The organism is Thermomonas aquatica, from assembly GCF_006337105.1.
Taxonomy (GTDB): Bacteria; Pseudomonadota; Gammaproteobacteria; order Xanthomonadales; family Xanthomonadaceae; genus Thermomonas; species Thermomonas aquatica.
In genome coordinates this window covers 2,626,142-2,650,324 of record NZ_CP040871.1, presented here as the reverse complement: position 1 = coordinate 2,650,324, position 24,183 = coordinate 2,626,142, and the positions used below count along the sequence as shown (strand labels likewise).

The following is a 24,183-nucleotide window of genomic DNA, read 5'->3' as shown; positions in this document are numbered from 1 at the left end:
GGGATAGAATCGCCCATTGTAAGTCTTCGCGCGGCTCCGGCCGCATCCACCACCCCACAGGAGCCTGCCGTGGCCATCGAACTGCCCGCCCTGCCCTACGACCGCACCGCCCTGGAGCCGCACATCTCCGGCGAAACCATCGACTTCCACTACGGCAAGCACCACCAGGCCTACGTGACCAACCTCAACAACATGATCGCCGGCACCGAATTCGCCGACATGCCGCTCGAGGACATCATCCGCAAGTCGCAGGGCGGAATGTTCAACAACGCCGCGCAGGTCTGGAACCACACCTTCTACTGGAATTGCCTGAAGCCCAACGGCGGCGGCGAGCCGACCGGCAAGCTGGCCGATGCGATCAATGCGGCGTTCGGCAGCTTCGACAAGTTCAAGGAAGAATTCACCAAGACCTCGGTCGGCACCTTCGGTTCCGGCTGGGGCTGGCTGGTGCAGCGCGCCGACGGTTCGCTGGCCCTGGCCAGCACCCCGAACGCCGCCACCCCGCTGACCGGCGAGGACACCCCGCTGCTGACCTGCGACGTGTGGGAACACGCCTACTACATCGACTACCGCAACGCCCGGCCGAAGTACGTGGAGGCGTTCTGGAACCTGGTGAACTGGGATTTCGTCGCCGGCAACATGAAGTAAGCCGAACGCGACCGGCAATACGGAAACGGCCGGATCGCTCCGGCCGTTTCCGTTTGTGCGGCGATCACGCGTATGGGGGATGTTCGCCCAATTCGCGCATGCGCAGGATCAAGCCGATGCTGTAGTACAGCGTGTACGCCACCAGCGCGGCGGCGATGGCCATCGTGAGCGCGCTGGGTTGCCGCTGCATGCCCTGCATGCCGCCACCATGGGCGAAGCGCCAGGCCAGGCGGCCCAGCAGCGCCAGCGTCAGCACCGCGCCGACCCACGGGTTGGGCAGATAGGTGCGCACGCCGCCTTGCCATTCGGCATGGGTATGGCGCAGCCCGAACCAGCCAAGCAACAGGCCCGCCGCCAGGCCGCCAGCCATCGGTAGCGCCGCATGCGGCACGAAGATCGCCGCCGCGCACAACATCAACGCCACCAGCGAGATCAGGATCAACCGGAACCAGGTGCGTTTCGGCTTCCAGGTCTGCCGCCCGAAATTTCGCCGCACGCGGCGGTAGTACACCCATGCCAGCAACGCGGGCATGGCATAGGGCAGCAATTGCGCAGGCTGCAGGATCATCGATGCCACTCCGTGGATCAGGCCAGCCGCGCAACCACCGGGGCGACCTGCGCCTCGCGGCCGAGCGCATCGCCAACCCTCGCCAGCGCGGCGGCCAGCTCCGCTGCCGAATCCGCACGCAGGGTGGCATGCCCGACCTTGCGGCCCGCGCGCGGTTCCTTGCCATAGTCGTGCCAATGGCCGCCGGCTTCGCGCAGCACGGCATTCGCGTCCGGCATCGCGCCGATCCAGTTGAGCATGCAGGCCAGGCCGACCATGCGGGTATCGCCCAGCGGCAGGCCAAGCACCGCGCGCAGGTGGTTCTGGAATTGCGAGGTCTCGCTGCCCTCGATGGTCCAGTGCCCGGAGTTGTGCACGCGCGGCGCCAGCTCGTTCGCGAGCAATTCGCCATCGCGGCAGAACAGTTCCAGCGCGAACACGCCCACGTAGTCCAGCGCCTCGGCCAGCTTGCGCGCATGCGACAGCGCGGTGGCCTGCATCGCCGCATCGACCGACGCGGGCGCCAGACTGGCGGACAGCACGCCGTCGACATGCCAGTTCTCGGTCAGCGGCCAGGCGCGGAATTCGCCGTCGCGGCCGCGCACCGCGACCACCGACAACTCGCGCTGGAAATGCACGAAGCCCTCGAGGATCAGGCCGACGGTCGCCGCCTGCGCGCCAAGTGCATCCCATGCAGCATCGACACCGGCGGGCGTCTTGATGCGGAACTGGCCCTTGCCGTCGTAACCGAGCCGGCGCGTCTTCAGGATGCAGGGCGTGCCGAGTTCGGCAACCGCGGCCTGCAATGCCTCGCGCGAGGCGATGTCGGCGAAGTCCGGCACCGGGATGCCAAGCTCGCGGAACAGGGTCTTCTCGGCCAGGCGATCCTGCGCCACCGCCAGCGCACGCGGCTTCGGGAACACCGGCACGCGCTCGGCCAGCCACTGCGCGGACTCGGCCGGCACGTTCTCGAAATCGAAGGTGGCGACATCGACCTGCGCGGCGAATTCGGCCAGCGCGGCCTGGTCGGTGTAATCGCCGACGATCATCGGCGCGAACTGCCCGGCGCAGGCATCGGCCACGTTGTCCAGCACGCGGAAGCGCAGGCCGAGCGGCGCGCCCGACAGCGCCATCATCCGGGCCAGCTGCCCGCCACCGAGGATGCCGACGGTCGTCATCTACTTGCGCGGGTCGTCGTTGTTGGCGACGTCGTCGGTCTGCTTGCTGCGGAATGCCGCAAGCGCTTCGCCGATCGCCGGGAACTCACTTGCCAGCAGCGCTGCCGCGAACAGGCCGGCATTCGCCGCGCCGGCATTGCCGATGGCGAAGGTCGCGACCGGGATGCCGGCCGGCATCTGCACGATCGACAGCAGCGAATCCATGCCGTTCAGCGCCTTCGACTGCACCGGCACGCCCAACACCGGCACCGCGGTCTTGGCCGCCAGCATGCCGGGCAGGTGCGCCGCGCCGCCGGCGCCGGCGATGATCGCGCGCAGGCCGCGCGATTGCGCGGATGCCGCGTAGTCGAACAGCACGTCCGGCGTGCGGTGCGCGGAGACCACGCGCGCTTCGTGCGGCACGCCCAGCGCCTCGAGCTTGGCGGCGGCATGCTGCATGGTCTCCCAGTCGGATCGGGAGCCCATCACGATGCCGACCAGTGGTGCGTCGCCTGCTGCTGCCATGTCCTGTCCTGCGGCATTGCGCCTGCTGCAAAACGGTATTCTACCGATCCCCATCCCCTATCGGCATGCCCGCACCGCATCGACATGGATCGCAAACTGTTGGACATCCTGGTCTGCCCCGCTTCCCGCCAGCCGCTGGCGATGCTGGAAGCCGCCGGGCTGGACGCACTGAATCGCGCCATCGCCGCCGGCGGCATCAGGCGCAACGACGAGGGCCCGCAAGCCGATGCCCTGCGCGAAGCGCTGGTGACCCGCGACCGCAGGACCGTGTACCGGATCGACGACGGCATCCCGGTGCTGCTGGTCGAGGACGGCATCGCCACCGCCCAGGTCGAAGGATTCCCGAAAGCATGAGCGCCGGTGCTTTCGCCCCACCGCCGGCGGAAGTGATCCAGGCCGACGTGGAGGCGGCATTGGCCGAGGACATCGGTCCCGGCGATGCCACCGCGGCCTTGCTGGACGATGCGCCGGACAGCGCCTACCTGTTGTGCAAGGAAGACTGCGTGGTCGCGGGACGGCCGTGGTTCGACGCCACCCATCGCGCGCTCGATCCCGACGTGCGCATCGACTGGCGCTGCAACGAAGGCGACCGCATCGCCAAAGGCAGCGTGATCGCCACCCTGCGGGGCCGCAACCGTGCGCTGGTCAGCGCCGAGCGCACCTCGCTGAATTTCCTGCAGACCCTGAGCGGCACCGCGACGGTCACCGCGCAGTACGTGGACGCGGTACGCGGCACCGGCGCGGCGATCCTCGACACCCGCAAGACCATTCCCGGCCTGCGCCAGGCGCAGAAATACGCGGTGCGCGTGGGCGGTGGCGCCAACCACCGGATGGCCTTGTACGACGCGGTGATGCTCAAGGAAAACCACATCCGCGCGGCCGGCTCCCTGACCGCCGCGGTCGCGCGCGCGCGCGCCATGCACCCGGCGCTGCCGTTGATCGTGGAAGTGGAAACGCTGGGGCAATTGCGCGAAGCGCTGGACGCCGGCTGCACGCGCATCCTGATCGACGATTTCGATGCCGCCACCCGCCGCGAGGCGGTGCGCATCGCGAAATCGGCGCCTTACGACGGCCGCATCCCGCTGGAAGTCTCCGGCGGGGTGGACATGACCACCCTGCGCGCCATCGCCGAGGACGGCGTGGACTGCATCTCGATCGGCGGACTGACCAAGCATGTGCACGCCATCGATTTCTCGTTGAAGCTGGGCCCGCCGCCGGGCGGCTGACTACTCAGCGCGACAGCCAGTACGCGGCACCGGCCACAACGACCAGCGCCACCGCGACCAGCCACGGCCAACGGCGCTGCGACGCTGCGTCGGCGATCTGCACCGGCAGCGGCTGTCCCGGCACCAGCAACTGGAAACGCTGGGTGTCGAAGCGGATCTCGTCGCCATGCACGGCCTGCGCGCGGGTGATGCGCTTGCCGTTGAGCCAGGTGCCGTTCGCCGAGCCCAGGTCCTCGACCAGCACCTCGTCGCCGGCCGGGGTCAGCCGCGCATGCTGGCGCGAGATGCCGTCCTGCGCGATGCGCAAGCCGGCATCGTCGGCGCGGCCCACGTTGAGGTGGGCGTGTAGCGGGAAGCTGCGGCCGAACTGCTCGCCGGACAACCCGCGCAGCACGAATTTCGGCACCACCGGGCGGACCATGGTGGCGTTGCTGTCGGCAGGATCATGATTGCGCGCTGCCTGGTTGGCGTGCGTCGCGTGCGGCGTCGCCGCGTCGAGCAGGCGGATCCGGGTGGAGGCAAGGCCGAGCGTGTCGTCCGCGCGCAGGGCGATCAGGCCATCGACCGGACGTTCGTTGACCAGCACCCGGATGCCGTTCGGCACGCGCACCTGCACGCCCTGCATCCCCACCTGCAACTCGCAATGCAGGGGCTCGATCCCGTCCGCATCCAGGGCCACGTCCGCATCCGCGGCCGAGCCGATCCGGTACACGCCCTGGTCGAGCAGCATCTGCGGCCGGTCGCCGGCCGGAAACACCAGTTTCATCATCATCCGCGTCTTCGCCTCTTCCATGTTCGTCGCGCGCTTGCGCTTCCGGGCCGGCGCCACCACATTAGGGCGATGCCAAGCTTGCTGATTCTAATGGTCGTGGGCGTCGCCGCCTTCTTCATCTTCACCGCGGCGCGCGCCGCCGCCGAACGCGCCGCCGACATCGGCCGCGATGCCTGCCATGCGGCGGGGGTGCAATGGCTGGACCAGTCGGTGCACGCCACCGGCATGCGCCTGCGCCGGCACGACAACGGCTGGCTGGGCGTCGAACGCAGTTTCCGCTTCGAGTATTCCGAAGACGGGCAGAACCGCCATGTCGGCCGGGTGGTCCTGCTCGGCGAGAAACTGGTCGGTTTCAGCGGACCCAGCCGCGCGGCGCAGGCGGTGGTGCGCAACTTCCCGTTGCAGTGATGCTTGCCTCCGCCGTCCCGGCGTAGAGCCGGGCACCGCCGCTCGACGATCGGAAACATGGATTCCGGCCCTGCCGGCCGGGCGATCAGGTCATTTGACGATCCGCAGGTGGCCGCCGCGCCTGGGCGGCTCGTGCGGGCCGTCCGGACCGTCGTCGTCCGGCGCGGGCGCCTCGCTTTCCGATGCGGGCGAGGCCGCGGCCGCCATCGGCGCCGCCGCCCCGCGCGGATCGTCCGGCAGGGCCATGCCCTGCCCGGTTTCGCGCGCATACACCGCGATTACCGCCTCCAGCGGCACCAGCACCGACTGGCTGACGCCGCCGAAACGCGCGGAGAAGCGCAACGCGTCGTTGTCCATGCGCAGCCCGCCCACGGCACGCTCGGCGATGTTGAGCACGATCCGGCCGTCCTTCACCGATTGCATCGGCACGCGCACGCCCGGCATGCCGGCATCCACCAGCACATGCGGGGTCATGCCGTTGTCGACGATCCACTCGTACAGCGCCCGCAGCAGGTACGGGCGGTGGCTGGTCATCTGCAGGGCATCGTCGCCCATCTCAGGTTTCCGTCATCGGCGCCGTCGTCAAGCGGGCATCTCGCGAAGGTTTTTCTCCTTCTCGGTCAGGCTACGCATGAAGCCCGGGTTGCGGAAGATGCGGTTGCCGTAGTCCTCGATCGCCTTGCCGTCCTTCGGCAGCGGGATGTCGAGCGACGGCAGGCGCCAGATGATCGGCGCCATCGCGCAGTCGGCCAGGCTCATTTCCGGGTTGAGGAAGAACTTGCTGGCCTTGAACAGCGGCACCGAGGCGGTCAGCAGTTCCTTCAGGCGCTTGCGGCCCGCATCGGCCTGCTGCTTGTTGCCCAACTGGATCGCCTGCACCTGCGGCACCCAGTCGTGCTCGATGCGCAGCATGGCCAGGCGCAGGCGCGCCCGCGAGAGCGGGTCGACCGGCATCAGCGGCGGGTGCGGGTAGCGCTCGTCCAGGTATTCGCTGACCACGCTGGCCGCGTAGAGCACCAGGTCGCGCTCGACCAGGGTCGGCACCGAGTGGTAGGGATTGAGGTCGATCAGGTCTTCCGGCGGGTTCTGCGGATCCACCGGGATCAGGTCGTAGGTGACGCCCTTGGCGGCCAGCACCAGGCGGACGCGGTGGCAGAGGACGTCGTCGACCGAGGAGAACAAGGTCAGGGCGTTACGCATGCGCGGACTCACAGCCATCATCAGGACAACTCCTGCGCCCGGACCCCGCCGGCCGCACCCGCGCCGCCTGCACGATGCAGGCGGCCGCAAAGCTTCGTTCCCCGTGTCGCGCGCAACGCTGCGTCAGTGAACGTCCCGCCAGTATTCCTTCTTCAGCAGGTAGGCGATGAAGGTGAAGAAGGCCAGGAACAGGACCGCCCACACGCCGATCCCCTGGCGCTTGATCGCCGCCGGTTCGCCGGCGTACTCGAGGAAGGCCGTGATGTCGCGAACGGTCTGGTCGAACTGTTCCGGCGTCTGCGTGCCCGGCTGGCTGATCGTGAAGCCCTCGACCGGCATTTCGCCCGTCGCGGTCTTCTTGCCGTACACCGGCTGCTGCAGGCCCTGCATCTCCCACAGCGGGTTCGGCATCGAGGCGTTGGCGAACAGCTTGTTGTTCCAGCCGACCGGGCGCGACTCGTCCAGGTAGAACGATTTCAGGTAGGTGTAGATCCAGTCGCTGCCGCGCACGCGCGCGATCACCGACAGGTCCGGCGGCGCCTTGCCGAACGCGGCCTTGCCCATCTGTTCGGTCATCGGCGAGATCACGTGGTCGCCGATCTTGCCGCCGTTGAGGTTGAGGTTCTGCTGCACCTCGTCCTCGGTCAGATCCAGGTCCTCGCCGATGCGCGCGTAGCGCAGGTACTTCAGCGAATGGCAGCCGCTGCAGTTGTTCATGAACAGCTGCGCGCCGCGCTGCAGCGAGGCCTTGTCGTCGAGGTCGGTGCCCGCCTGTTGCAGGCCGGCGGTCTCGTTGGCCAGGGCCACGGTGGACAGCAGCAGGCCGGCGGCGAACGTCGCGGCGCGGGTTGCGAAGTTCTTAGTCATGCATCGTCACCCGTTCCGGCACCGGCTTGGTCTTGTCGAGCTTCGTCCACACCGGCATGGTGATGAAGAAGGCGAAATACAGGAAGGTCAGCACGCGGCCGATGATCGCCTCGACCGGGTCGGTGCCCGGGCCGGCGCCGATCTTGGCCAGCCACAGGAAGCTGACCGCGAACATCAGCAGCATCGCCCAGCTGAGCAGGCCGCGGTAGCGGTACGACTTGACCTTGGACTTGTCCAGCCACGGCACCAGGAACAGCATCACGATCGCGCCGAACATCACCAGCACGCCCCACAGCTTGATCCCGAAGAACGAGGGGATCACGCGCAACATGGCGTAGTACGGGGTGAAGTACCAGACCGGCTTGATGTGCTCCGGGGTGACCAGCGGGTTGGCCTCGGTGAAGTTGTCGTGCTCGAGGAACCAGCCGCCGAAGGTCGGGGCGAAGAAGATGATGAAGGCGGCGATGATCAGGAAGAAGCCGACGCCGAACAGGTCCTTCACCGTGTAGTACGGGTGGAACGGGATGCCGTCGGCCGGCTTGTTCGGATCCCAGCGGTTGCCCTTCGGGCCCTTCTTGATGTCGACGCCGTCCGGGTTGTTGGAACCCACTTCGTGCAGCGCGCCCAGGTGCAGCACGACCAGCAGCAGCAGCACCAGCGGCAGCGCGATCACGTGCAGGGCGAAGAAGCGGTTCAGGGTGGCGTCGCCGGGGTTGAAGTCGCCCATGATCCATTCGGTCAGGCCGGTGCCGACCACCGGGATCGCGCCGAACAGCGAGATGATCACCTTGGCGCCCCAGTACGACATCTGGCCCCACGGCAGCACGTAGCCCATGAAGGCTTCGGCCATCAGCACCAGGTAGATCACCATGCCCAGCAGCCAGACCAGCTCGCGCGGCTTCTGGTAGCTGCCGTACATCAGGCCGCGGAACATGTGCAGGTAGACCACGATGAAGAACAGCGAGGCGCCGGTGCTGTGCATGTAGCGGATCAGCCAGCCCCACTCCACGTCGCGCATGATGTACTCGACCGAAGCGAAGGCTTCCGCCGCGCTCGGCTTGAAGTGCATCGTCAGGAAGATGCCGGTGACGATCTGGTTGACCAGCACCAGCATGGCCAGCGAGCCCATGTAGTACCAGAAGTTGAAGTTCTTCGGCGCGTAGTACTCGGTCATGTGCTTGCGGTACATCGGCATCATGCCGGGCGCGCGCTCGTTGACCCAGTTCCAGGCGGTTTCGACGCCGCGGGTGATCATGTTCGCCATGGCTTAGGCAGCTCCCTTCGGGTCGACGCCGATGACGACGGTGTCGTCGTTCTCGAAGTGGTACGGCGGCACCGGCAGGTTGGCCGGCGCCGGCTGCGCCTTCAGCACGCGGCCGGCCAGGTCGTAGCGCGACTTGTGGCAGGGGCAGAAGTAGCCGCCCTTCCAGTCCGGGTCGAACGGTTCCGGCTTCACTTCCGGCTTGAACTCCGGGGCGCAGCCGAGGTGGGTGCACACGCCGACCAGCACGGAAATCTCCGGCTTGATCGAACGGGTCGGGTTCTGCGCGTACTTCGGCTGCTGGTCGGCGTTGGACGAAGCCGGGTCGGCCAGCATGCCGTCCAGCGACTTCATCACGTCCAGCATCGCCTTCGAGCGGCGGGCGATGTAGATCGGCTGGCCGCGCCAGTTGATCACCATCTGCGCGCCTTCAGCCAGCGCACTGATGTCCTGGCTCACCGGCGCACCGGCGAAGCGGGCCCGCGCACTGGGGCTCCAGGACTTGATGAAAGGCACCGCGGCGAACCCCGCTCCCACCGCACCGACCACGGCCGTGGTCGCGGTGAGGAACCTGCGCCGGCCGGTGTTGACCTCTTCGTTGGCCATCCCGCACTCCGAAAAAAAGCAAAACAACGGTTGCGGAGACTCGCGGAGCGCTGGCGCGCGCTGGCCTGCCGCAAAAGACGGGGAAGTGTAACGGAACGCTTAACGGGCCGACAATCCGCCCGCGCCGAAACTCAGCGTGCGGCGGCCAGGCTGCCCCGGTAGCGCTCGGCCAATACGCCCACCCGGTCCACGTAGCGGCGGGTCTCGCTGTACGGCGGCACGCCGTTGTACTTGTCCACCGCGCCCTCGCCGGCGTTGTAGCCGGCCGCGGCCAGGCTCAGGTTGCCGTTGAAGCGCTTCAGCAGCCAAGCCAGGTATTTCACCCCGCCCTGGATGTTCTGCTGCGGGTTGAAGGCGTCGCTGACCCCGAACCGGCGCGCGGTGGCCGGCATCAGCTGCATCAGGCCCTGCGCGCCGACCCGCGACAGCGCCAGCGGGTTGTAGGCCGATTCGGCATGGATGATGGCGCGGACGATGGCCTCGTCGACCCCGTGCTCACGCGCAGCGGCGGCGATTTCGGCCTGGTAGGCCGCGGTGTTCAGGCGCAGGGTGCCGAAATTGACCCCCGGCTTGGCCGCGCAGGCGTAGCAGGTTTCCATGTAGCTGTACTTGATGGTCCGCATCGCGCTGGCGGACACCCCGCGCGGGCGGGCGCTGCTGTAGTTGCGGACGCCGTCCTTGCCCACGTAGGCATAGACCTGGCCGCGGATCAGCCGGGGGGCGTTGTAGCTGGCCGCGGCGACCGGCGCGCTGGCCGGGGCGGCCTTGGCTGGCGGCGGGCTGATGATCGTGGCAGGCGGGACGCCCATCGCCACGCCCTTCGGCAGGGTCTGGGGCTCGTTCGCCGCGGCGCCTGCGGAGGCGACCGTGGCGGCGGGTTTCGGCCTGGGTTTGGCGGGACGCTGCGCCTTGTAGCTGCCGACAAGCCTGCAACTGGCGCCGGGAACGCGCTTGTTCGAATAGGAGGTCACCCCGTCGCCGGCATCGCAGCGATAGACATTGCCGGCCATCACCGGCAGCGCCAGCGCGGACAACAGCAGCAAGAACGCGGCGCTTCCCCTCATGGCGCGGAGTCTCCCCTCTTCAGGAAACTTTGACAAGTATTTGATTTATATGAACGTGCAGCCTGTCGCATTCAGGCCAAGCGGCCCGATTCGGGCATCGTTACAATGCGCGCCCGGCCCGGATTACCCACCGCGCCCCGGAGAGGACAATGACGGACCTGCACCCCCTGCCCGCGGCCCCGGCCGCGCCGAAGCCGGCAACGCCCGGGGCCAAGAAGCTCTACATCCAGACCCACGGCTGCCAGATGAACGAGTACGACTCGGCCAAGATGGCCGACGTGCTGGCTGCGGCGGAAGGGATGGAACTGACCACGATCGCGGAAGAAGCCGACGTGGTCCTGGTCAATACCTGCTCGATCCGCGAAAAAGCCCAGGAAAAGGTATTCAGCCAGCTGGGCCGCTGGAAGTCGCTGAAAAAGGACGGCAGGCCGGTGCTCATCGGCGTCGGCGGCTGCGTGGCGTCGCAGGAAGGCGCCGCCATCGTCAAGCGCGCGCCCTACGTGGACCTGGTGTTCGGCCCGCAGACCCTGCACCGCCTGCCGGAGCTGATCCGCGAGCGCCGCGCCTCCGGCCAGCCGCAGGTCGACATCAGCTTCCCGGAGATCGAGAAGTTCGACCGCCTGCCGGAACCGCGCGCCGAAGGCCCGTCCGCCTTCGTCTCGATCATGGAAGGCTGCAGCAAGTACTGCAGTTTCTGCGTGGTGCCTTACACCCGCGGCGAGGAAGTCAGCCGCCCGTTCGAGGACGTGCTGGTCGAAGTCGCGCAACTGGCCGCCCAAGGCGTGCGCGAGGTCAACCTGCTCGGCCAGAACGTCAACGCCTACCGCGGTCCGTACGGCGACGGCGAGGTCGCCGACCTCGGCCTGCTGATCCGCGCGATCGCGCAGATCGACGGCATCGGCCGCATCCGCTTCACCACCTCGCATCCGCTGGAGTTCAGCGACTCGCTGATCGAGGCCTACCGCGACGTGCCCAAGCTGGCCAATTACCTGCACCTGCCGGTGCAGGCCGGCAGCGACCGCATCCTGGCGGCGATGAAGCGCGGCTACACCGCGCTGGAGTTCAAGCAGAAGATCCGCAAGCTGCGCGCGGTGCGCCCGGACATTTCGATCAGTTCGGACTTCATCGTCGGCTTCCCCGGCGAAACCGATGCGGACTTCGACAAGACCATGAAGCTGATCGAGGACGTGGGCTTCGACCAGAGCTTCTCCTTCATCTATTCGCGTCGCCCCGGCACCCCGGCCGCGGACCTGCAGGACGACGTGGGCGACGCCGAGAAACACGCGCGGCTGGACCGCCTGCAGAAGCACATCAATGCGCATGCGCTGGGCATTTCCCGGGCGATGGTCGGCAGCGTGCAGTCGGTGCTGGTCGAAGGCCCGTCGAAGAAGGATCCGAACGAGCTCACCGGCAAGACCGAGAACATGCGTTCGGTGAATTTCGCCGGGCCGAAGCGGCTCATCGGCCAGTTCGTCGATGTCGTGATCACCGAGGCGATGAGCAATTCGCTGCGCGGGCGGGTGGCGACCGCCGACGCCGCCTGATGGCGCATCGCGCGCCATGAAGCCTCGCGCATGGCTGGCGCGTCATGCGCTGGGGCTGTGGTTCCTCGGCATCGCCGCGCTCGGCTTCATCCGCTGGTGGATGAAGGTCGGGCGCGAGGCGAGTAGCGCGCAGGCGCCCGATGCCATGCTGTGGCTGGCGGGGTCGATCACGATGGCGACGATCGGCCTGGTCGCGCTATGGCGCAGCCGCTGACGCGGCCTTCCCCGCCTCGTACACCGGCCTGCCGTCCACGTAGGTCGCGCGCACGTCGAGCGTGCGCAGCCGCGCGTCCGGCACCGCCAGCGGGTCTTCCGCCAGCACCACGAAATCCGCGCGCTTGCCGGGCGCCAGGCTGCCGAGCTCGTTTTCGCCGAAGCCCGCGTAGGCGGCGTCGAGGGTGAAGCCGCGCAGGGCTTCGAACGCGTTCAGTTTTTCCTGCGGCATCCAGCCGCCGGCCGGCTTGCCTTCGCCATCGGCCCGGCTGACCGCGGAATACAGGCCCAGGCGCGGATCGACCGATTCCACCGGGAAATCCGAACCGAAAGCGAGGCGCGCGCCGCTGTCGCGCAGCTGCCGCCATGCATAGGCGCCGACGATGCGCTGCGCGCCGACGCGCTCCTGCGCCCACGGCATGTCGCTGGTCGCATGCGTCGGCTGCATCGAGGCGATCACGTGCAGTTGCGCGAACCGCGCCAGGTCGGCCGGCGCCAGGATCTGCGCATGCTCGACGCGCCAGCGATGGTCGCCGGCGACATCCGCGCCGAGCGCATGCGCGTAGGTATCGAGCGCCAGCCGGTTGCCGCGGTCGCCGATCGCATGGGTCGCCACCTGCACGCCGCAGCGCTTCGCCTTGGCGCTGGCGACCGCCAGTTCGTCCGCCGACATCACCAGCAGGCCGCGGTTGCCGTGGTCGTCGCTGTAATCCTCCAGCATCGCCGCACCGCGGCTGCCCAGCGCGCCATCGGCATACAGCTTCACCGCGCGCATCTGCAACCGCCCCGATGGATGCCGGTACAGGCCGTTGCGGCACAGCGATTCCAGCGCGTCGCTGTTGCCGTCGGCCATCGCGTAGATGCGCAGCGGCATCTGCCCGCGGTCGGCCAGGCGTTGGTATCTCCGCAATTCGGCGAGGGTGATGCCGGCATCGTGCACGCCGGTCAGGCCGTGTTCGACCGCCGCCTGCATGCCCAGTGCGAGTGCGCGCTCCGACGTGGCTTCATCGGGCGCCGGCCGCGCGTGTTCGACCAGCAGCATCGCGTTGTCGATGAAGATGCCGTTCGGCTTGCCGGCGGCATCGCGCTGGATCATGCCGCCGTCCGGCTGCCAATTGCCGGCGAGGTCGCGCGGGACCGCGCGCATCGCGGCGCTGTTGGCCCAGCCGGCGTGGCCGTCGACGCGCGACAGCCAGACCGGGCGGTCCGGGAACACCACATCCAGTTCGGCGGCGGTCGGGAAGGATTGCTGCGGCCAGTCGTTCTGGTCCCAGCCGTTGCCGAGCAGCCACTCGCCGGGCTTCAGTTGCGCGGCCTTGGCGCGCAGGCGTTCGATGATCTCGGCCTTGCTCGCCGTGCCGACCAGGTCCGCGCCCAGCATGGCGAAACCGAGCCCGCCGACGTGCGCATGCGCGTCGATCAGGCCCGGCACCACCGTGGCGCTGCCGACATCGAGCCGGCGCGCCTGCGGATAGCGCGCCTGCAATTCGTCCGCGTCGCCCAGCGCGAGGATCCTGCCGGAGGCATCGAAGGCCATCGCACGGGCAAGCGGCCGCGCCGTGTCCATGGTGTGGATGCGCGCGGCGCTGAGCACCGTGGTCTGCGCCAGCACGGGCGCGGCCAGCAAGCCGAGCAGCACCGCCACGATCGACCGTTCCAGCTTGCGCATCGCCACCGCTCCTCGCCCGTGCCCTGCGCGACTGTACGAAAGCGCGCGCCCGATTGCGACCGGCCGGCGGCGCGGTCAGTCCAGGCGCTTGCGGAAGCGCAGGATCGCCAGCGCCATCATCGCGCAGGTGAACGCCGCCAACGCCAGCACGTCCGGCCACAACTCCGTCAACTGCGCGCCGCGCAACACCACGCCGCGGATCAGGCGCATGAAATGGGTCAGCGGCAACAGCTCGGCGATCCACTGCGCGGCTTTCGGCATGCCGTCGAACGGGAACATGAACCCGGACAGCAGGATCGACGGCAGGAACAGGAAGAACGCCATCTGCATCGACTGGAACTGGGTCTTGGCCACGGTCGACACCAGCAGGCCCAGCGTGAGGTTGGCGACGATCAGCAGCATCGCCGCGCCGTAGACGCCGGCCAGGCTGCCGCGGATCGGCACCGCGAACAGCCAGGCACCGAGCAGCAGCACCACGCTGACCTGCACCAGCCCGACCGCGATGTAGGGCAGCACCTTGCCCACCATCAGTTCGCCGCTGGACACCGGCGTGGTGATCAGCAATTCGAGGTTGCCGCGCTCGCGTTCGCGGACGATGGCCATGGCGGTGAACATCACCATGGTCATGGTCAGGATCACCCCGATCAGGCCCGGCACCACGTTGATCGCGGAGATGCGCTGCGGGTTGTACAACGGCAGCACGCTGATCTGCGATGCCGGCAACGCATTGCCGCCATCCAGCGGCAGCATCGCCAGCTGGCGCGCGGTGGCCTGCACCGAGGTATCGCTGCCGTCGACGATCACCTGCACCGCCTCGCGCCTGTCGATGCGGCGGCGCTCGAAGTCGGGCGGGATCAGCACGCCGATCTTGATCTTGCCTTCGCGCAACAGCGCCTGCAGTTCCTGCGGCGTGCGCGCACCGGCGGCCGGACGCACCACGCCGGTGGCGAACAGGTCCTGCACCAGCGCGCGCGAACCGCCGGTATCGGCCATGTCGGCGACCGCGGCGGGTAGATTGCGCACGTCGGGATTGATCGCGTAGCCGAACAGCAGCAGTTGCAGGGTGGGGATGCCGATCATCATCGCGATCGTCATCCGGTCGCGCGCCATCTGCCGGATTTCCTTCAGCATCACCGCGACGAGCCGCTGCAGTTTCATGCCGCGCGCGCCTCCGCCCTGCCCTGCGTGGCCGAGACGAACACGTCCTCCAGGTTGGGCTCGATCGCGGACACTTCGGCCTCGATGCCCTGCGCCTGCAATGCCGCCTGCAGGCGCGACGACGCATCGCCATTGGCGGCGCACAGCACGCGCAGTTCGTTGCCGACCTGGGCCACGCTGAGCACGCCGGGCGCGGCATGCAGCACCGCCTGCGCGCGCCGCGGTTCGCGCGCACGCACGCCGAGCGTGCGCCCGGCCAGTTGCCCGGTCAGCTCGCCGGGCGTGCCATCGGCGACCAGGCGGCCACGGTCGAGGATGGCGATGCGGTGGCAACGCTCGGCCTCGTCCATGTAATGCGTCGACACCAGGATCGTGGTGCCGGCATCGGCGAGGTCGAAGAGTTTTTCCCAGAAATCGCGGCGCGATTCCGGATCCACCGCGCTGGTCGGCTCGTCGAGGAACAGCAGTTCCGGCTCGTGCACCACCGCGCAGGCCAGCGCGAGGCGCTGCTTCTGGCCGCCGCTCATGGTGCCGGCGAGTTGCTTCCCGCGATCCGCAAGGTTGTAGGTCTGCAGCAGTTCGTCCACGCGCCTGCGACGCACATCGCGCGGCAGTCCCTGCACGCTGGCGATGAAATCCAGGTTCTCGCGCACGCTCAGGTCCTCGTACAGCGCGAATTTCTGGGTCATGTAGCCGATCCGCTTGCGCAGCGCCTCCGCCTGTTCGGGGATGCGCAGGCCGAGCACTTCGATCTCGCCGGCGGTCGGCGTCAGCAGCCCGCACAGCATGCGGATGGTGGTGGACTTGCCGGAGCCGTTCGGCCCGAGGAAGCCGTACACGCAGGCGCGCGGCACCGTCAGGTCGACCGCGTCGACCGCGAGCAAGGCGCCGAAGCGCTTGCTCAGGCCGCGCGCGCGGATCGCGATGGCGGCCTCATTCGCCACCGGTCGCTCCGGCGAATTCGACCCGCACCGGCAGGCCCGCGGGCAAATCGGCGGGCTTGTCGAGCACGATCTCGGCGAGATAACTCAGGCGCTGGGCGTCGTCGCCGGACAGGGCGTAATACGGCGTGAAACTCGGCTCGCTGCGCACCATCCGCACATGGCCGGGCAAGCTGCCGTCGCGGCCATCGACGAACACCTGCGCCGCCTGCCCCGGCTTCACCCCAGCGCGCAACCGTTCCGGCACGTAGACGCGTGCGTATGGCGCATCGCCGACCAGCAGGATCGCCAGCGGCGCGCCGACCGGGGCCTGGTCGCCGAGCTTGTACGGCAGGCTCTCGACGCGGCCGGCGCGCGGCGCGACCACGTTGAGCTTGTCCAGCGCAACCGTCTGCACCGCCGCCTGCGCCTGCGCGGCGGCGGCGGCGGCTTCGCCCTGGGCGATGCGTTCGCGGCGGGTGCCGTTGAGCAACTCATCCAGCGCGGCCTGCGCTTGCCGGACCTGCGCATTCGCGCTGCCCGCCGCCGCAACGGCACGGTCCAGGTCGATTGCCGCCACCAGTTTCCGCGCAGCCAGGGGACGCAGCCGCCCCAGCGACGCATTGGCATCGCGTGCCGAGGCCTGTGCGGCGGCCACCGCTGCGCGCGCCTGCGCGATCTGCTCGCTGCGCGGCCCGGCCTGCAATTCCGCAAGCGCGTCGCGGCTCTGCTGCGCCTGCGCCTGCGCGGCGGCCAGTTGCGACTGCGTGCGCGTGAGTTCCAGTTGCAGCAACGGCGCACCGGCGGCGACCTGCTGGCCTTCGCGCACGTCGATGCGCACGATCTTCTCCGCCACCGGCGCCGGCAGGGTGATGCGGTCCCATTCCAGCGTGCCCAGCACCTGCGGCGATTCTTTCGCGCACGCGCCCAGCAGGAGGGCGACGATGACGACGGACATGGATTTGGCGTGCATCGTGCGCTCCTTCAACCGATCCCGACGCCGCGGTCGAGCAGGGCCAGCGTGTGCCGGCGCAGGGTTTCGAAATCGAGGTCGTCGGCCTCGAACAACTTGCGCCAGATCGGCGCGCCGGCGACCGGGAACAGGGTGAGGCCGACCAGCGAGACCATCAGCAGGCGCGGATCGAGGTCCTGGTTGATCTCGCCGCGCGCCTGCGCGGCGGCGAACCGCTGCGCCAGCAGTTGCGGGATCGCCGGTCCGACGCGTTCCAGCAGCACGTTGCGCAAGGCACCGCCTTCGCACAGCACCTCGCGCACCCACAGCGGCGGCAGCCAGGGATGGGCGATGGCGATGCGCCCCACGCCGGCGACGAAGCCGGCGATGTTGGCGGCCACGTCGTCGCCGGCCTGCTGCAGCGGTTCGCGCAGCAGGGCCAGCACCGGCATCAGCCGCTCCTCGACCAACGCCGCCTGCAGCTGCGCCTTGTCGCCGAAGTAGTAGTTGAGCAGGGCCGGGGTGACGTGCGCCTCGCGGGCGATCTCGCGCAGCGTGGTCGCGGCGATGCCCTTGCGCACGAAGCAGGCGACGGCCGCATCCAGCAGTTGCGAGCGCAGGCCGGCATCGGCATCCCGGCGCTTGCCGGCAGGCCGTCCGGGGGCACGCTTGCGGCTGGGCGCGCGCGTCCGGATCCGCGGTTTGCCGGCATCGGGCTCGATCATGCGGTTATTTAATTCGATAGTTAATTAAATATCAAGCCCTGCCCGCGGCGCGTGCCATGCCATGACGGAACCCCGGCTGCGCGCTACCCTTTTCGCATGCAGACACAACGCGACTTCGTGCTCGAACCCGACGACATCGAGCGCCTGGCCAACCTCGCCGGGCCGTTCGATGCGCACCTGCGCCAGATCGAACTGCGGCTGGGGGTGGAGATCGCCAACCGCGGCAATGTGTTCCGGGTGACCGGGGGCGACGCCGAGGCGGTGGCGCGCTGCGAACGCCTGCTGCGCCAGCTGTACGACGAAGCCGCATCGGAAACCCTCGACGAACACGCCATCCACCTGCGGCTCGGCGCATTCGCGGACGACAGCGCGGCTTCCGCGCGGCAGGACTACGTGCCGCAGGACATCGCGGTGCGGGTCAAGCGCGGCACCCTGCGCGGGCGCGGCGACAACCAGCGCAAGTACCTGCACGCGATCGCCACCCACGACATCAACTTCGGCGTCGGCCCGGCCGGCACCGGCAAGACCTTCCTCGCGGTGGCGATGGCGGTGGACGCGCTGAACCAGTCGCGGGTGCAGCGGGTGATCCTGGTGCGCCCGGCGGTGGAAGCCGGCGAGAAGCTCGGGTTCCTGCCCGGCGACCTCACCCAGAAGGTCGATCCGTATTTGCGCCCGCTGTACGACGCCCTGTACGAGATGCTCGGCGTGGAGAAAGTGGCGCGGCTGCTGGAGAAGTCGGTGATCGAGATCGCGCCGCTGGCCTACATGCGCGGGCGCACCCTGAACGACGCGTTCGTGATCCTCGACGAGGCGCAGAACACCACCATCGAGCAGATGAAGATGTTCCTGACCCGGCTGGGCTTCGGCAGCACCGCGGTGATCACCGGCGACATGACCCAGATCGACTTGCCGCGGCACGTGAAGTCCGGGCTGAAGGACGCGGTGGAAGTCCTGCGCGGCGTCGAAGGCGTCAGCTTCACCTTCTTCGAGTCGCGCGACGTGGTCCGCCATCCGCTGGTGGCGCGCATCGTCAACGCCTACGAGGCGCGCGACAACAACGATCCGCAATCGGGTTCGGCGTAAGATCCGCGCATGACCAAGGGCCCGATCCGCCTCGATGTCGCCGTCGGCTACGCAGTGCCGCGCAAGGGCATTCCCGCCGCCGTGAGTTTCCGCAAGTGGATCGCAGCCGCGCTGGCCGGCCGCATCAGGGAGGCCGATCTCGCGGTGCGCATCGTCGGCGCCAAGGAAGGCCGCTCGTTCAACCACCACTACCGCGGCAAGGATTACGCCACCAACGTGCTCAGCTTCCCGGCCGAATTGCCGGAAGGCCTGCCGAAGGGCGTGAAGCTGCCGATGCTCGGCGACCTGGTGCTATGCGCGCCGGTGGTGGCACGCGAGGCCAGGGAACAGGGCAAGACGCTGGCCGCGCATTACGCGCACCTGACCGTGCACGGCACCCTGCACCTGCTGGGCTGGGACCACGAGGACGCGCGCGAAGCCGAGTGCATGGAACAGCTCGAGCGCGAGATCCTGGCCGGGCTGGGACTGCCCGACCCCTACATCGAGCGCTGAATCCCGTCAGCCGCGCGGTTCGCCCGCCTTGTCCGCGGCAGGCGCTTCCGGCACCAGGTCGAGTTCCTTCGCCAGGGCGATGAAGCGTGGGTCCGCCGCATAGCGCGACACGAAGGGCAGGTAGCGGATTTCGACGATGCCCGGGTCGCCGCTGTCCCTGGCCACGTCCAGCCAATGGAACATCGAGGCTTCGTCGTCGCGCTGGGCGTAGATGTCGGCGATCTGGGTCGCCGCGCTGCCGGCCTTGTCCTTGATCAGCGACTGCAATTCCGCATCCGAGCGCGCGCGATCGCCCTTGGCCCAGTACACCATGGCCAGCGCGTAGGTCTTCCACAACGGATCCGGTTCGGCTTCGGCGATGCGCACCGCCTCGTCGACGCGGTTCTGCTGGAACACCGCGATCGCCTGGAAGGCGCGCACCACCGACAGGTCGGGACGCAGCGCCAGGGCCTCGGCGAGGGCATGCTCCGCCTGCGGATAATCGTTCAGGCCAAGATAGACGCCGCCCAGGTGGTATTGCGCGGTCGCCGACAACGGATCGAGGACGAGCACGCGCCGCAGGTTGCCGGCCGCCTGCTGCAGTTGCCCGAACGCCGTTTGCTGGATCGCCAGCGTGTGCAGCAGCTCCGGATCCTGCGGGCTGAGCGCCAGCGCGCGCAGGGTCTCGTGCATCGCGCCGGCCTGGTCGAGCGCGATGCCGCCCATCCAGGCCGCATTCGCCTTGTGCGCTTCGGCGCTGTCCGGCGCCAGCCGCAATGCGGTGGCGGCCTCGCGTCGCGCCTTCTCGCCGTGTTCGCGCAGGTCGCCGGCCTCGGACGGGAACCGCGTGGCCAGCTGGATCCGCGCCAACGCGAGCCGCGCATGCGCCTCGGCGTAGCCGGGATCCAGCGCGGTCGCGCGCTCGTACGCGGCCATCGCCTGGCGCAGGCCTTCGCCATCGCCGCGCAGCTGGCTGGATTCGCCGCGCAGCAAGGCGTCGTAGGCCTGCAGGTCGCCGCTGCGCGGGCGTTCTTCCTGCGCGCCCTGCGGCGCCGGCAGCCGCTTGGCCTTCAAGGCGACGCCCAGCGCGGCGACCACCTCGTCCTGCAGCTTGAACAGGTCCTTGTAGGGACGCTGGTAGTGCTCGAACCACAGCGTGGCGCCATCCTCGACCCGCACCAGGGCGATGTCCATGCGCAAGCCGTCGCCCGAACGCTGCGCAGTGCCTTGCAGCAGGTGGCTGGCGCCGAGCTTGCGGCCGATGGCGCGAACCAGTTCGCCGTTGTCGCGCAACTGGAAGGAGGATGCCGGGGTGATCACCTGGACCCCGGAGTACTGCGAAAGCTCGCCGGCGAAGTACGCAGACAGGCCATCGTTGAAGTAATCGGCATCGGCGTCGGCGTCGCCGCCCTTCAGCGCGCCGATCAGGAATTCCGCGGAAGCGGGATCGGCGGGCTGCGCGGCCGCTTCGCCCGCGCGGGCCAAGGGCAGGACCGCGATGGTGACCGACGGGGCCTGCACCGCGTCCGCCGCGGCCTCCTGCGCCGGCATGCCCGCCGCATCCCGCGGCGCCGGGCGCATGAACTTGCCCCAGCTGAAGTAACCCACCGCCAACAAGGCCAGCACGGCCATCCCCATGGCCACGTACTTGCCGGGCTTGCGCGGTTCCGGCTTGAGCAGCAAGCCCTCGTCGTCATTCGTCATCCGGCGTTTCCCAAGGATGTTCCCGAACCAGTGGCGCCCCCATGCAGGCCGCGTTCGCCCGGCCTGCCGCCGCAGTGTCGGCAATGGCCGGCACCCGTGCAACCCGACAGGCGGCCTATGCCGCCGGGTTCACCGCTCCGCCACGCGACTTCGCTAGACTTCGCTTCCGTTCGCCCCACAGGCACCCGCAAGACCATGTCCGAGGACGACAGTCGTCACGACGCGCCCGAAGCGTCCGAGAAGCCGCGCCGCTCCTGGCTGGACCGCATCAGCGCCGCCCTTTCCGGCGAACCGACCAGCCGCGAAGACCTGATCGAGCTGTTGCGCGACGTGCAGGCCGACGGCCTGATCGGCCCCGACACCCTGCGCATGATGGAAGGCGCGATCGCGGTGTCCGACATGACCGTGGGCGACGTGATGGTGCCGCGCGCGCAGATGGTGGCGCTGCCCGCGGACGCGAAGTTCCTCGACCTGATGAAGGACGTGGTCGAATCCGGGCATTCGCGCTTCCCGGTGCACGGCGAGGACAAGGACGAGATCCTCGGCATCCTGCTGGCCAAGGACCTGCTGCGCGGCGTGGTCGCCGACAACGGCCCCGGCACGATCCACGAATTGCTGCGGCCCGCGGTGCTGATCCCGGAATCGAAGAAGCTCAACGTGCTGCTGCGCGAGTTCCGCCAGTCGCGCAACCACATGGCGATCGTGATCGACGAATACGGCGGCGTCGCCGGGCTGGTCACCATCGAGGACGTGCTGGAACAGATCGTCGGCGACATCGACGACGAGCACGACGAGGCCGAGGACGAATCGAAGCTGATCGCGGCCCAGGCCGACGGCCAGTTCGCGGTCGATGCGCTGACCCCGATCTCCGACTTCAACCAGCGCTTCGGCGCCGACTTCGACGACGACGAATACGACACCATCGGCGGCCTGGTCACCGCCGCGATCGGCCACCTGCCGGAAGCCGGCGAGGAGCTCGCGCTGGGCCGCTTCGTGTTCCGCGTCGCCCGCGCCGACGCCCGCCGCCTGCTGGCGCTGCACGTGGGCGTGCATGCGGACCACTGACGCGCTGCGGCTCGCCATCGCGTTCCTGCTAGCGCTCGCCGCGGGTTTCGCGCATGCGCAGCCCGCGCCGGCGGAGGTCCGGATCGGCGTGGTCACGATGGGCCCGGGCGAGATCTTCTGGGAACGCTTCGGCCACGACGCCATCGTGGTCGACGACCCCGCGCGCGGCGAACCGGTCTCCTACAACTTCGGCTTCTTCGACATGGCCGAGGACGGCTTCATCGGCCGCTTCGTGCGCGGCGAGATGCAGTACATGCTGGTCGCATTGCCGCTGGAACAGGACATGCAGTACTACCGCGACGTCGGGCGCGGCGCGACCCTGCAATGGCTCGCCCTCGACCCGGCGCAGGCGCGCCAGCTCGCAGGCGAGCTGGCCGAGAACGCGAAACCCGAGAACGCGCGCTATCGCTACGACTACTACACCGACAACTGCGCCACCCGCGTGCGCGATGCGCTGGACCGCGCACTGGGCGGCGCGTTGCGGGCGCAATTGAGCGGCCGTTCGGTCGGCGACAGCTATCGCAGCGAATCGCTGCGGCTGGCATCGCCGGCGCCGTGGATGTGGCTCGGCTTCGACCTCGCGCTGGGGCCGTACGGCGATCGTCCGCTGTCGCGCTGGGAACAGGGTTTCCTGCCGCGCCGGCTGGCCGACGACCTGCGCGAACTGAAGCTCGCCGACGGCCGGCCGCTGGTCGTCGCCGAACAGCGCTTGCTGCCGCAACGACAGGCCGCGGAACCCGGCGAACAACCACGCCGGCTGTGGCCATGGCTGCTGGCCGGGCTCGCGCTCGCCGCTTCGCTGCTGGCATCGGCGCGGCGCGCGCCGCGCGCGACCGCGGCGTTCGCCTTCGGCTTCTGGCTGGCATGCGGCATCCTCGGCCTGGTGCTCGCGTTCGCCTGGGGCTTCACCGAACACCGCGCACTGTGGGCCAACCGCAACCTGCTGTTGCTCGACCCGTTGTGCCTGCTGCTCTTGCCCGGCGCCTGGGCCCTGCTGCGCGGGCGCGATCCGTCCGCGCGCTTCCGCGCCTCGCTGCTGGTGGTGGCGGCGATCGCGGCCTCGGCATTGCTGCCGCTGTGGCTGCAGGTGCAAGCGCAGCGCAACGGCAACTGGCTCGCATTGCTGCTGCCGATCCATGCGGCGCTGGCGTGGGCCTGGGCCGGGCGCAAGGCTTGATGGCGATGCCGCGCCGATGCAGGATGCCGCGATGAAGACCGCCACCGCGATGCCCGCCTGCGTAGTGAACTGCGCGGCCTACGACCGCAACGGACAACGCCGCGACATCGACCTCGATGCGATCAGCGACGTGCTGGCGGTGGACGACGGCAGTTTCGTCTGGGTCGGCCTGTACGAGCCGGAAGCCGCCCTGCTCGACAAGCTGCAGGAGGAATTCGGCCTGCACGACCTGGCCGTCGAGGACGCCCAGAGCGCGCACCAGCGGCCGAAGATCGAAGCCTACGGCAGCAGCCTGTTCATCGCCGTGCATACCGCGCAGACCGTGGACGATCACGTGCGCTTCGGCGAAACCCAGATCTTCATCGGCCCGCGCTTCCTGGTCAGCGTGCGCCACGGCGCATCGCTGAGCTACGCGCCCGTGCGGCAGCGCCTGGAACGCGAGCCGGAGGCATTGGCGCGCGGCCCGAGCGTGGCCCTGCATGCCGTGCTCGACTTCATCGTCGACAACTACCAGCCGATCGTGTCCGATTTCGAGGAGGAACTGGACGCGCTGGAGCAGGACGTGTTCGCCGAAGCCTACAAGCGCGGCACCATCCAGCGCCTGTACGAGCTGCGCAAGGAACTGACCCAGATGCGGATGGCGGTGGCGCCGATGCACGACATCCTGTCGCAGCTCATCCGCACCCCCGCGATCGGCATCCCGGACGTGGTGAAACCCTATTTCCGCGACGTGCTCGACCATGTCGCGCGCGTCGGCGACAGCATCGACACCCTGCGCGAGATGGTGACCGCGGCGATGAGCGTGAACCTGTCGCTGGTCACCGTGGCGCAGGGCGAGATCGTCAAGAAGCTGGCCGGCTGGGCCGGCCTGCTCGCGGCGCCGACCTTGATCGCCAGCTGGTACGGCATGAACTTCGAGCACATGCCGGAGCTGCACGGCCGCCACAGCTACGCGATCCTGATCGGCGCGGTGATCCTGTGCTGCGTGCTGCTGTACCGCTACCTGCGCAAGGTGCGCTGGCTCTAGCGGGAAGACGCCCCGTCCCAGCTCGCGCGCCGCCGGTCCTGGCCGCTGCGTCGTTCCTGCTTGGCCGGCTCGAAGCGGATCAGTTCCCTGCGGTCCTCGCGCTTGCGGCGCACGTTGCCAGTGCGTCGTTCCGGCCCAATGCGCGGCATGGGCGGCATGCGCTGCTTCGGCTCACGTGACTCGAACATCGCTGG

Annotated in this window: 28 protein-coding genes; 11 read left to right on the top strand and 17 right to left on the bottom strand. The window is 68.9% G+C overall.

From position 1 onward, the window contains the following. The first annotated feature begins 69 nt into the window (after positions 1-69). Positions 70-648: a superoxide dismutase gene (locus FHQ07_RS12570; protein WP_139717206.1), complete on the top strand. Its 579-nt coding sequence runs from the start codon at positions 70-72 to the stop codon at positions 646-648. 64 nt (positions 649-712) lie between these two features. Here the strand turns inward: FHQ07_RS12570 and FHQ07_RS12565 are convergent, their stop codons facing one another. From FHQ07_RS12565 to purE, 3 genes are read right to left on the bottom strand one after another with little or no spacing between them, the layout of a single operon-like run. Continuing rightward, on the bottom strand, positions 713-1,216 hold the full coding sequence (locus FHQ07_RS12565) for a CcdC protein domain-containing protein (protein ID WP_139717204.1): 504 nt from the start codon (positions 1,214-1,216) through the stop codon (positions 713-715). Between the two features lie 17 nt (positions 1,217-1,233). Further along, positions 1,234-2,373: a 5-(carboxyamino)imidazole ribonucleotide synthase gene (locus tag FHQ07_RS12560; protein ID WP_139717202.1), complete on the bottom strand. Its 1,140-nt coding sequence runs from the start codon at positions 2,371-2,373 to the stop codon at positions 1,234-1,236. Further along, positions 2,374-2,877 (bottom strand): 5-(carboxyamino)imidazole ribonucleotide mutase, encoded by a 504-nt coding sequence (purE, locus tag FHQ07_RS12555; protein WP_139717200.1) that lies wholly within the window; start codon positions 2,875-2,877, stop codon positions 2,374-2,376. It abuts the gene before it with no gap. Positions 2,878-2,961: 84 nt separating this feature from the next. Between purE and FHQ07_RS12550 the strand changes: the two genes are divergently transcribed. After that, the gene (locus FHQ07_RS12550) at positions 2,962-3,231 is read left to right on the top strand and encodes a Trm112 family protein (RefSeq protein WP_139717198.1); all 270 of its coding nucleotides are present in this window, start codon (positions 2,962-2,964) and stop codon (positions 3,229-3,231) included. Further along, positions 3,228-4,103 (top strand): carboxylating nicotinate-nucleotide diphosphorylase, encoded by an 876-nt coding sequence (gene nadC, locus FHQ07_RS12545; RefSeq protein ID WP_139717196.1) that lies wholly within the window; start codon positions 3,228-3,230, stop codon positions 4,101-4,103. The genes FHQ07_RS12550 and nadC overlap by 4 nt, the downstream gene beginning before the upstream one ends. A 4-nt stretch (positions 4,104-4,107) precedes the next feature. On the opposite strand, the gene FHQ07_RS12540 is transcribed toward nadC, so the two are convergent. Next, entirely contained in the window at positions 4,108-4,869 is a 762-nt protein-coding gene (locus FHQ07_RS12540) for an FHA domain-containing protein (RefSeq protein WP_168191558.1), read from the bottom strand. 75 nt (positions 4,870-4,944) lie between these two features. On the opposite strand from FHQ07_RS12540, the gene FHQ07_RS12535 reads away from it, so the two are divergent. Next, positions 4,945-5,283: a DUF3301 domain-containing protein gene (locus FHQ07_RS12535; RefSeq protein WP_139717193.1), complete on the top strand. Its 339-nt coding sequence runs from the start codon at positions 4,945-4,947 to the stop codon at positions 5,281-5,283. A gap of 90 nt (positions 5,284-5,373) precedes the next feature. Here the strand turns inward: FHQ07_RS12535 and FHQ07_RS12530 are convergent, their stop codons facing one another. The 6 genes from FHQ07_RS12530 to FHQ07_RS12505 all read right to left on the bottom strand — a co-directional run bounded on the left by FHQ07_RS12530 (position 5,374) and on the right by FHQ07_RS12505 (position 10,281). Next, positions 5,374-5,838, bottom strand: a complete 465-nt coding sequence (locus FHQ07_RS12530) for a ClpXP protease specificity-enhancing factor (RefSeq protein WP_139717191.1) — start codon at positions 5,836-5,838, stop codon at positions 5,374-5,376. Between the two features lie 27 nt (positions 5,839-5,865). Continuing rightward, positions 5,866-6,501: a glutathione S-transferase N-terminal domain-containing protein gene (locus FHQ07_RS12525; RefSeq protein ID WP_139718074.1), complete on the bottom strand. Its 636-nt coding sequence runs from the start codon at positions 6,499-6,501 to the stop codon at positions 5,866-5,868. Positions 6,502-6,606: 105 nt separating this feature from the next. Next, positions 6,607-7,350, bottom strand: a complete 744-nt coding sequence (locus FHQ07_RS12520; protein WP_139717189.1) for a cytochrome c1 — start codon at positions 7,348-7,350, stop codon at positions 6,607-6,609. Further along, positions 7,343-8,614: a cytochrome b gene (locus FHQ07_RS12515; RefSeq protein WP_139717187.1), complete on the bottom strand. Its 1,272-nt coding sequence runs from the start codon at positions 8,612-8,614 to the stop codon at positions 7,343-7,345. Before FHQ07_RS12515 ends, FHQ07_RS12520 begins: the two co-directional genes overlap by 8 nt. A gap of 3 nt (positions 8,615-8,617) precedes the next feature. Then, complete coding sequence (gene petA, locus FHQ07_RS12510) at positions 8,618-9,217, bottom strand: ubiquinol-cytochrome c reductase iron-sulfur subunit (protein ID WP_139717185.1); 600 nt, start codon at positions 9,215-9,217, stop codon at positions 8,618-8,620. A 131-nt stretch (positions 9,218-9,348) separates the two neighbouring features. Continuing rightward, a complete protein-coding gene (locus tag FHQ07_RS12505; RefSeq protein WP_139717184.1) occupies positions 9,349-10,281 on the bottom strand; it encodes a lytic transglycosylase domain-containing protein in 933 nt (310 codons plus the stop codon). 149 nt (positions 10,282-10,430) lie between these two features. Between FHQ07_RS12505 and miaB the strand changes: the two genes are divergently transcribed. Both miaB and FHQ07_RS12495 read left to right on the top strand, forming a co-directional pair. Then, a complete protein-coding gene (gene miaB, locus FHQ07_RS12500) occupies positions 10,431-11,825 on the top strand; it encodes a tRNA (N6-isopentenyl adenosine(37)-C2)-methylthiotransferase MiaB (protein WP_139717182.1) in 1,395 nt (464 codons plus the stop codon). Positions 11,826-11,841: 16 nt separating this feature from the next. Beyond that, the gene (locus tag FHQ07_RS12495; protein ID WP_139717180.1) at positions 11,842-12,039 is read left to right on the top strand and encodes a hypothetical protein; all 198 of its coding nucleotides are present in this window, start codon (positions 11,842-11,844) and stop codon (positions 12,037-12,039) included. Here FHQ07_RS12495 and FHQ07_RS12490 read toward each other — a convergent pair. The 5 genes from FHQ07_RS12490 to FHQ07_RS12470 all read right to left on the bottom strand — a co-directional run bounded on the left by FHQ07_RS12490 (position 12,022) and on the right by FHQ07_RS12470 (position 17,462). Then, on the bottom strand, positions 12,022-13,707 hold the full coding sequence (locus FHQ07_RS12490; protein ID WP_139717177.1) for an amidohydrolase: 1,686 nt from the start codon (positions 13,705-13,707) through the stop codon (positions 12,022-12,024). The genes FHQ07_RS12495 and FHQ07_RS12490 overlap by 18 nt on opposite strands. 75 nt (positions 13,708-13,782) lie before the next feature. Next, positions 13,783-14,865 carry an ABC transporter permease gene (locus tag FHQ07_RS12485; protein ID WP_139717175.1) on the bottom strand — a complete coding sequence of 361 codons (1,083 nt, stop codon included), beginning with the start codon at positions 14,863-14,865 and terminating at the stop codon, positions 13,783-13,785. Next, positions 14,862-15,785, bottom strand: coding sequence for an ABC transporter ATP-binding protein (locus FHQ07_RS12480; protein WP_139718072.1), 924 nt, complete (start codon positions 15,783-15,785; stop codon positions 14,862-14,864). Before FHQ07_RS12480 ends, FHQ07_RS12485 begins: the two co-directional genes overlap by 4 nt. 13 nt (positions 15,786-15,798) lie before the next feature. Further along, entirely contained in the window at positions 15,799-16,758 is a 960-nt protein-coding gene (locus FHQ07_RS12475; RefSeq protein WP_139717173.1) for an HlyD family secretion protein, read from the bottom strand. 11 nt (positions 16,759-16,769) lie between these two features. Beyond that, positions 16,770-17,462 (bottom strand): TetR/AcrR family transcriptional regulator, encoded by a 693-nt coding sequence (locus FHQ07_RS12470; RefSeq protein WP_139717171.1) that lies wholly within the window; start codon positions 17,460-17,462, stop codon positions 16,770-16,772. Positions 17,463-17,558: 96 nt separating this feature from the next. On the opposite strand from FHQ07_RS12470, the gene FHQ07_RS12465 reads away from it, so the two are divergent. Both FHQ07_RS12465 and ybeY read left to right on the top strand, forming a co-directional pair. Next, complete coding sequence (locus FHQ07_RS12465) at positions 17,559-18,545, top strand: PhoH family protein (RefSeq protein ID WP_139717169.1); 987 nt, start codon at positions 17,559-17,561, stop codon at positions 18,543-18,545. 9 nt (positions 18,546-18,554) lie between these two features. Beyond that, positions 18,555-19,037 (top strand): rRNA maturation RNase YbeY, encoded by a 483-nt coding sequence (gene ybeY, locus FHQ07_RS12460; RefSeq protein WP_139717166.1) that lies wholly within the window; start codon positions 18,555-18,557, stop codon positions 19,035-19,037. A gap of 6 nt (positions 19,038-19,043) precedes the next feature. On the opposite strand, the gene FHQ07_RS12455 is transcribed toward ybeY, so the two are convergent. After that, the gene (locus tag FHQ07_RS12455; RefSeq protein ID WP_139717164.1) at positions 19,044-20,720 is read right to left on the bottom strand and encodes a tetratricopeptide repeat protein; all 1,677 of its coding nucleotides are present in this window, start codon (positions 20,718-20,720) and stop codon (positions 19,044-19,046) included. A gap of 195 nt (positions 20,721-20,915) precedes the next feature. On the opposite strand from FHQ07_RS12455, the gene FHQ07_RS12450 reads away from it, so the two are divergent. Genes FHQ07_RS12450 through FHQ07_RS12440 form a run of 3 tightly spaced genes read left to right on the top strand, consistent with a single transcriptional unit; the run spans position 20,916 to position 23,989 of the window. Beyond that, positions 20,916-21,785: a CorC family transporter gene (locus FHQ07_RS12450; protein WP_139717163.1), complete on the top strand. Its 870-nt coding sequence runs from the start codon at positions 20,916-20,918 to the stop codon at positions 21,783-21,785. Beyond that, on the top strand, positions 21,772-22,962 hold the full coding sequence (locus FHQ07_RS12445) for a lipoprotein N-acyltransferase Lnb domain-containing protein (RefSeq protein WP_139717161.1): 1,191 nt from the start codon (positions 21,772-21,774) through the stop codon (positions 22,960-22,962). Before FHQ07_RS12450 ends, FHQ07_RS12445 begins: the two co-directional genes overlap by 14 nt. A gap of 31 nt (positions 22,963-22,993) precedes the next feature. Beyond that, positions 22,994-23,989: a magnesium and cobalt transport protein CorA gene (locus tag FHQ07_RS12440; RefSeq protein ID WP_139717159.1), complete on the top strand. Its 996-nt coding sequence runs from the start codon at positions 22,994-22,996 to the stop codon at positions 23,987-23,989. Here FHQ07_RS12440 and FHQ07_RS12435 read toward each other — a convergent pair. After that, positions 23,986-24,177: a hypothetical protein gene (locus FHQ07_RS12435; RefSeq protein ID WP_139717157.1), complete on the bottom strand. Its 192-nt coding sequence runs from the start codon at positions 24,175-24,177 to the stop codon at positions 23,986-23,988. The genes FHQ07_RS12440 and FHQ07_RS12435 overlap by 4 nt on opposite strands. Positions 24,178-24,183: the final 6 nt, after the last annotated feature.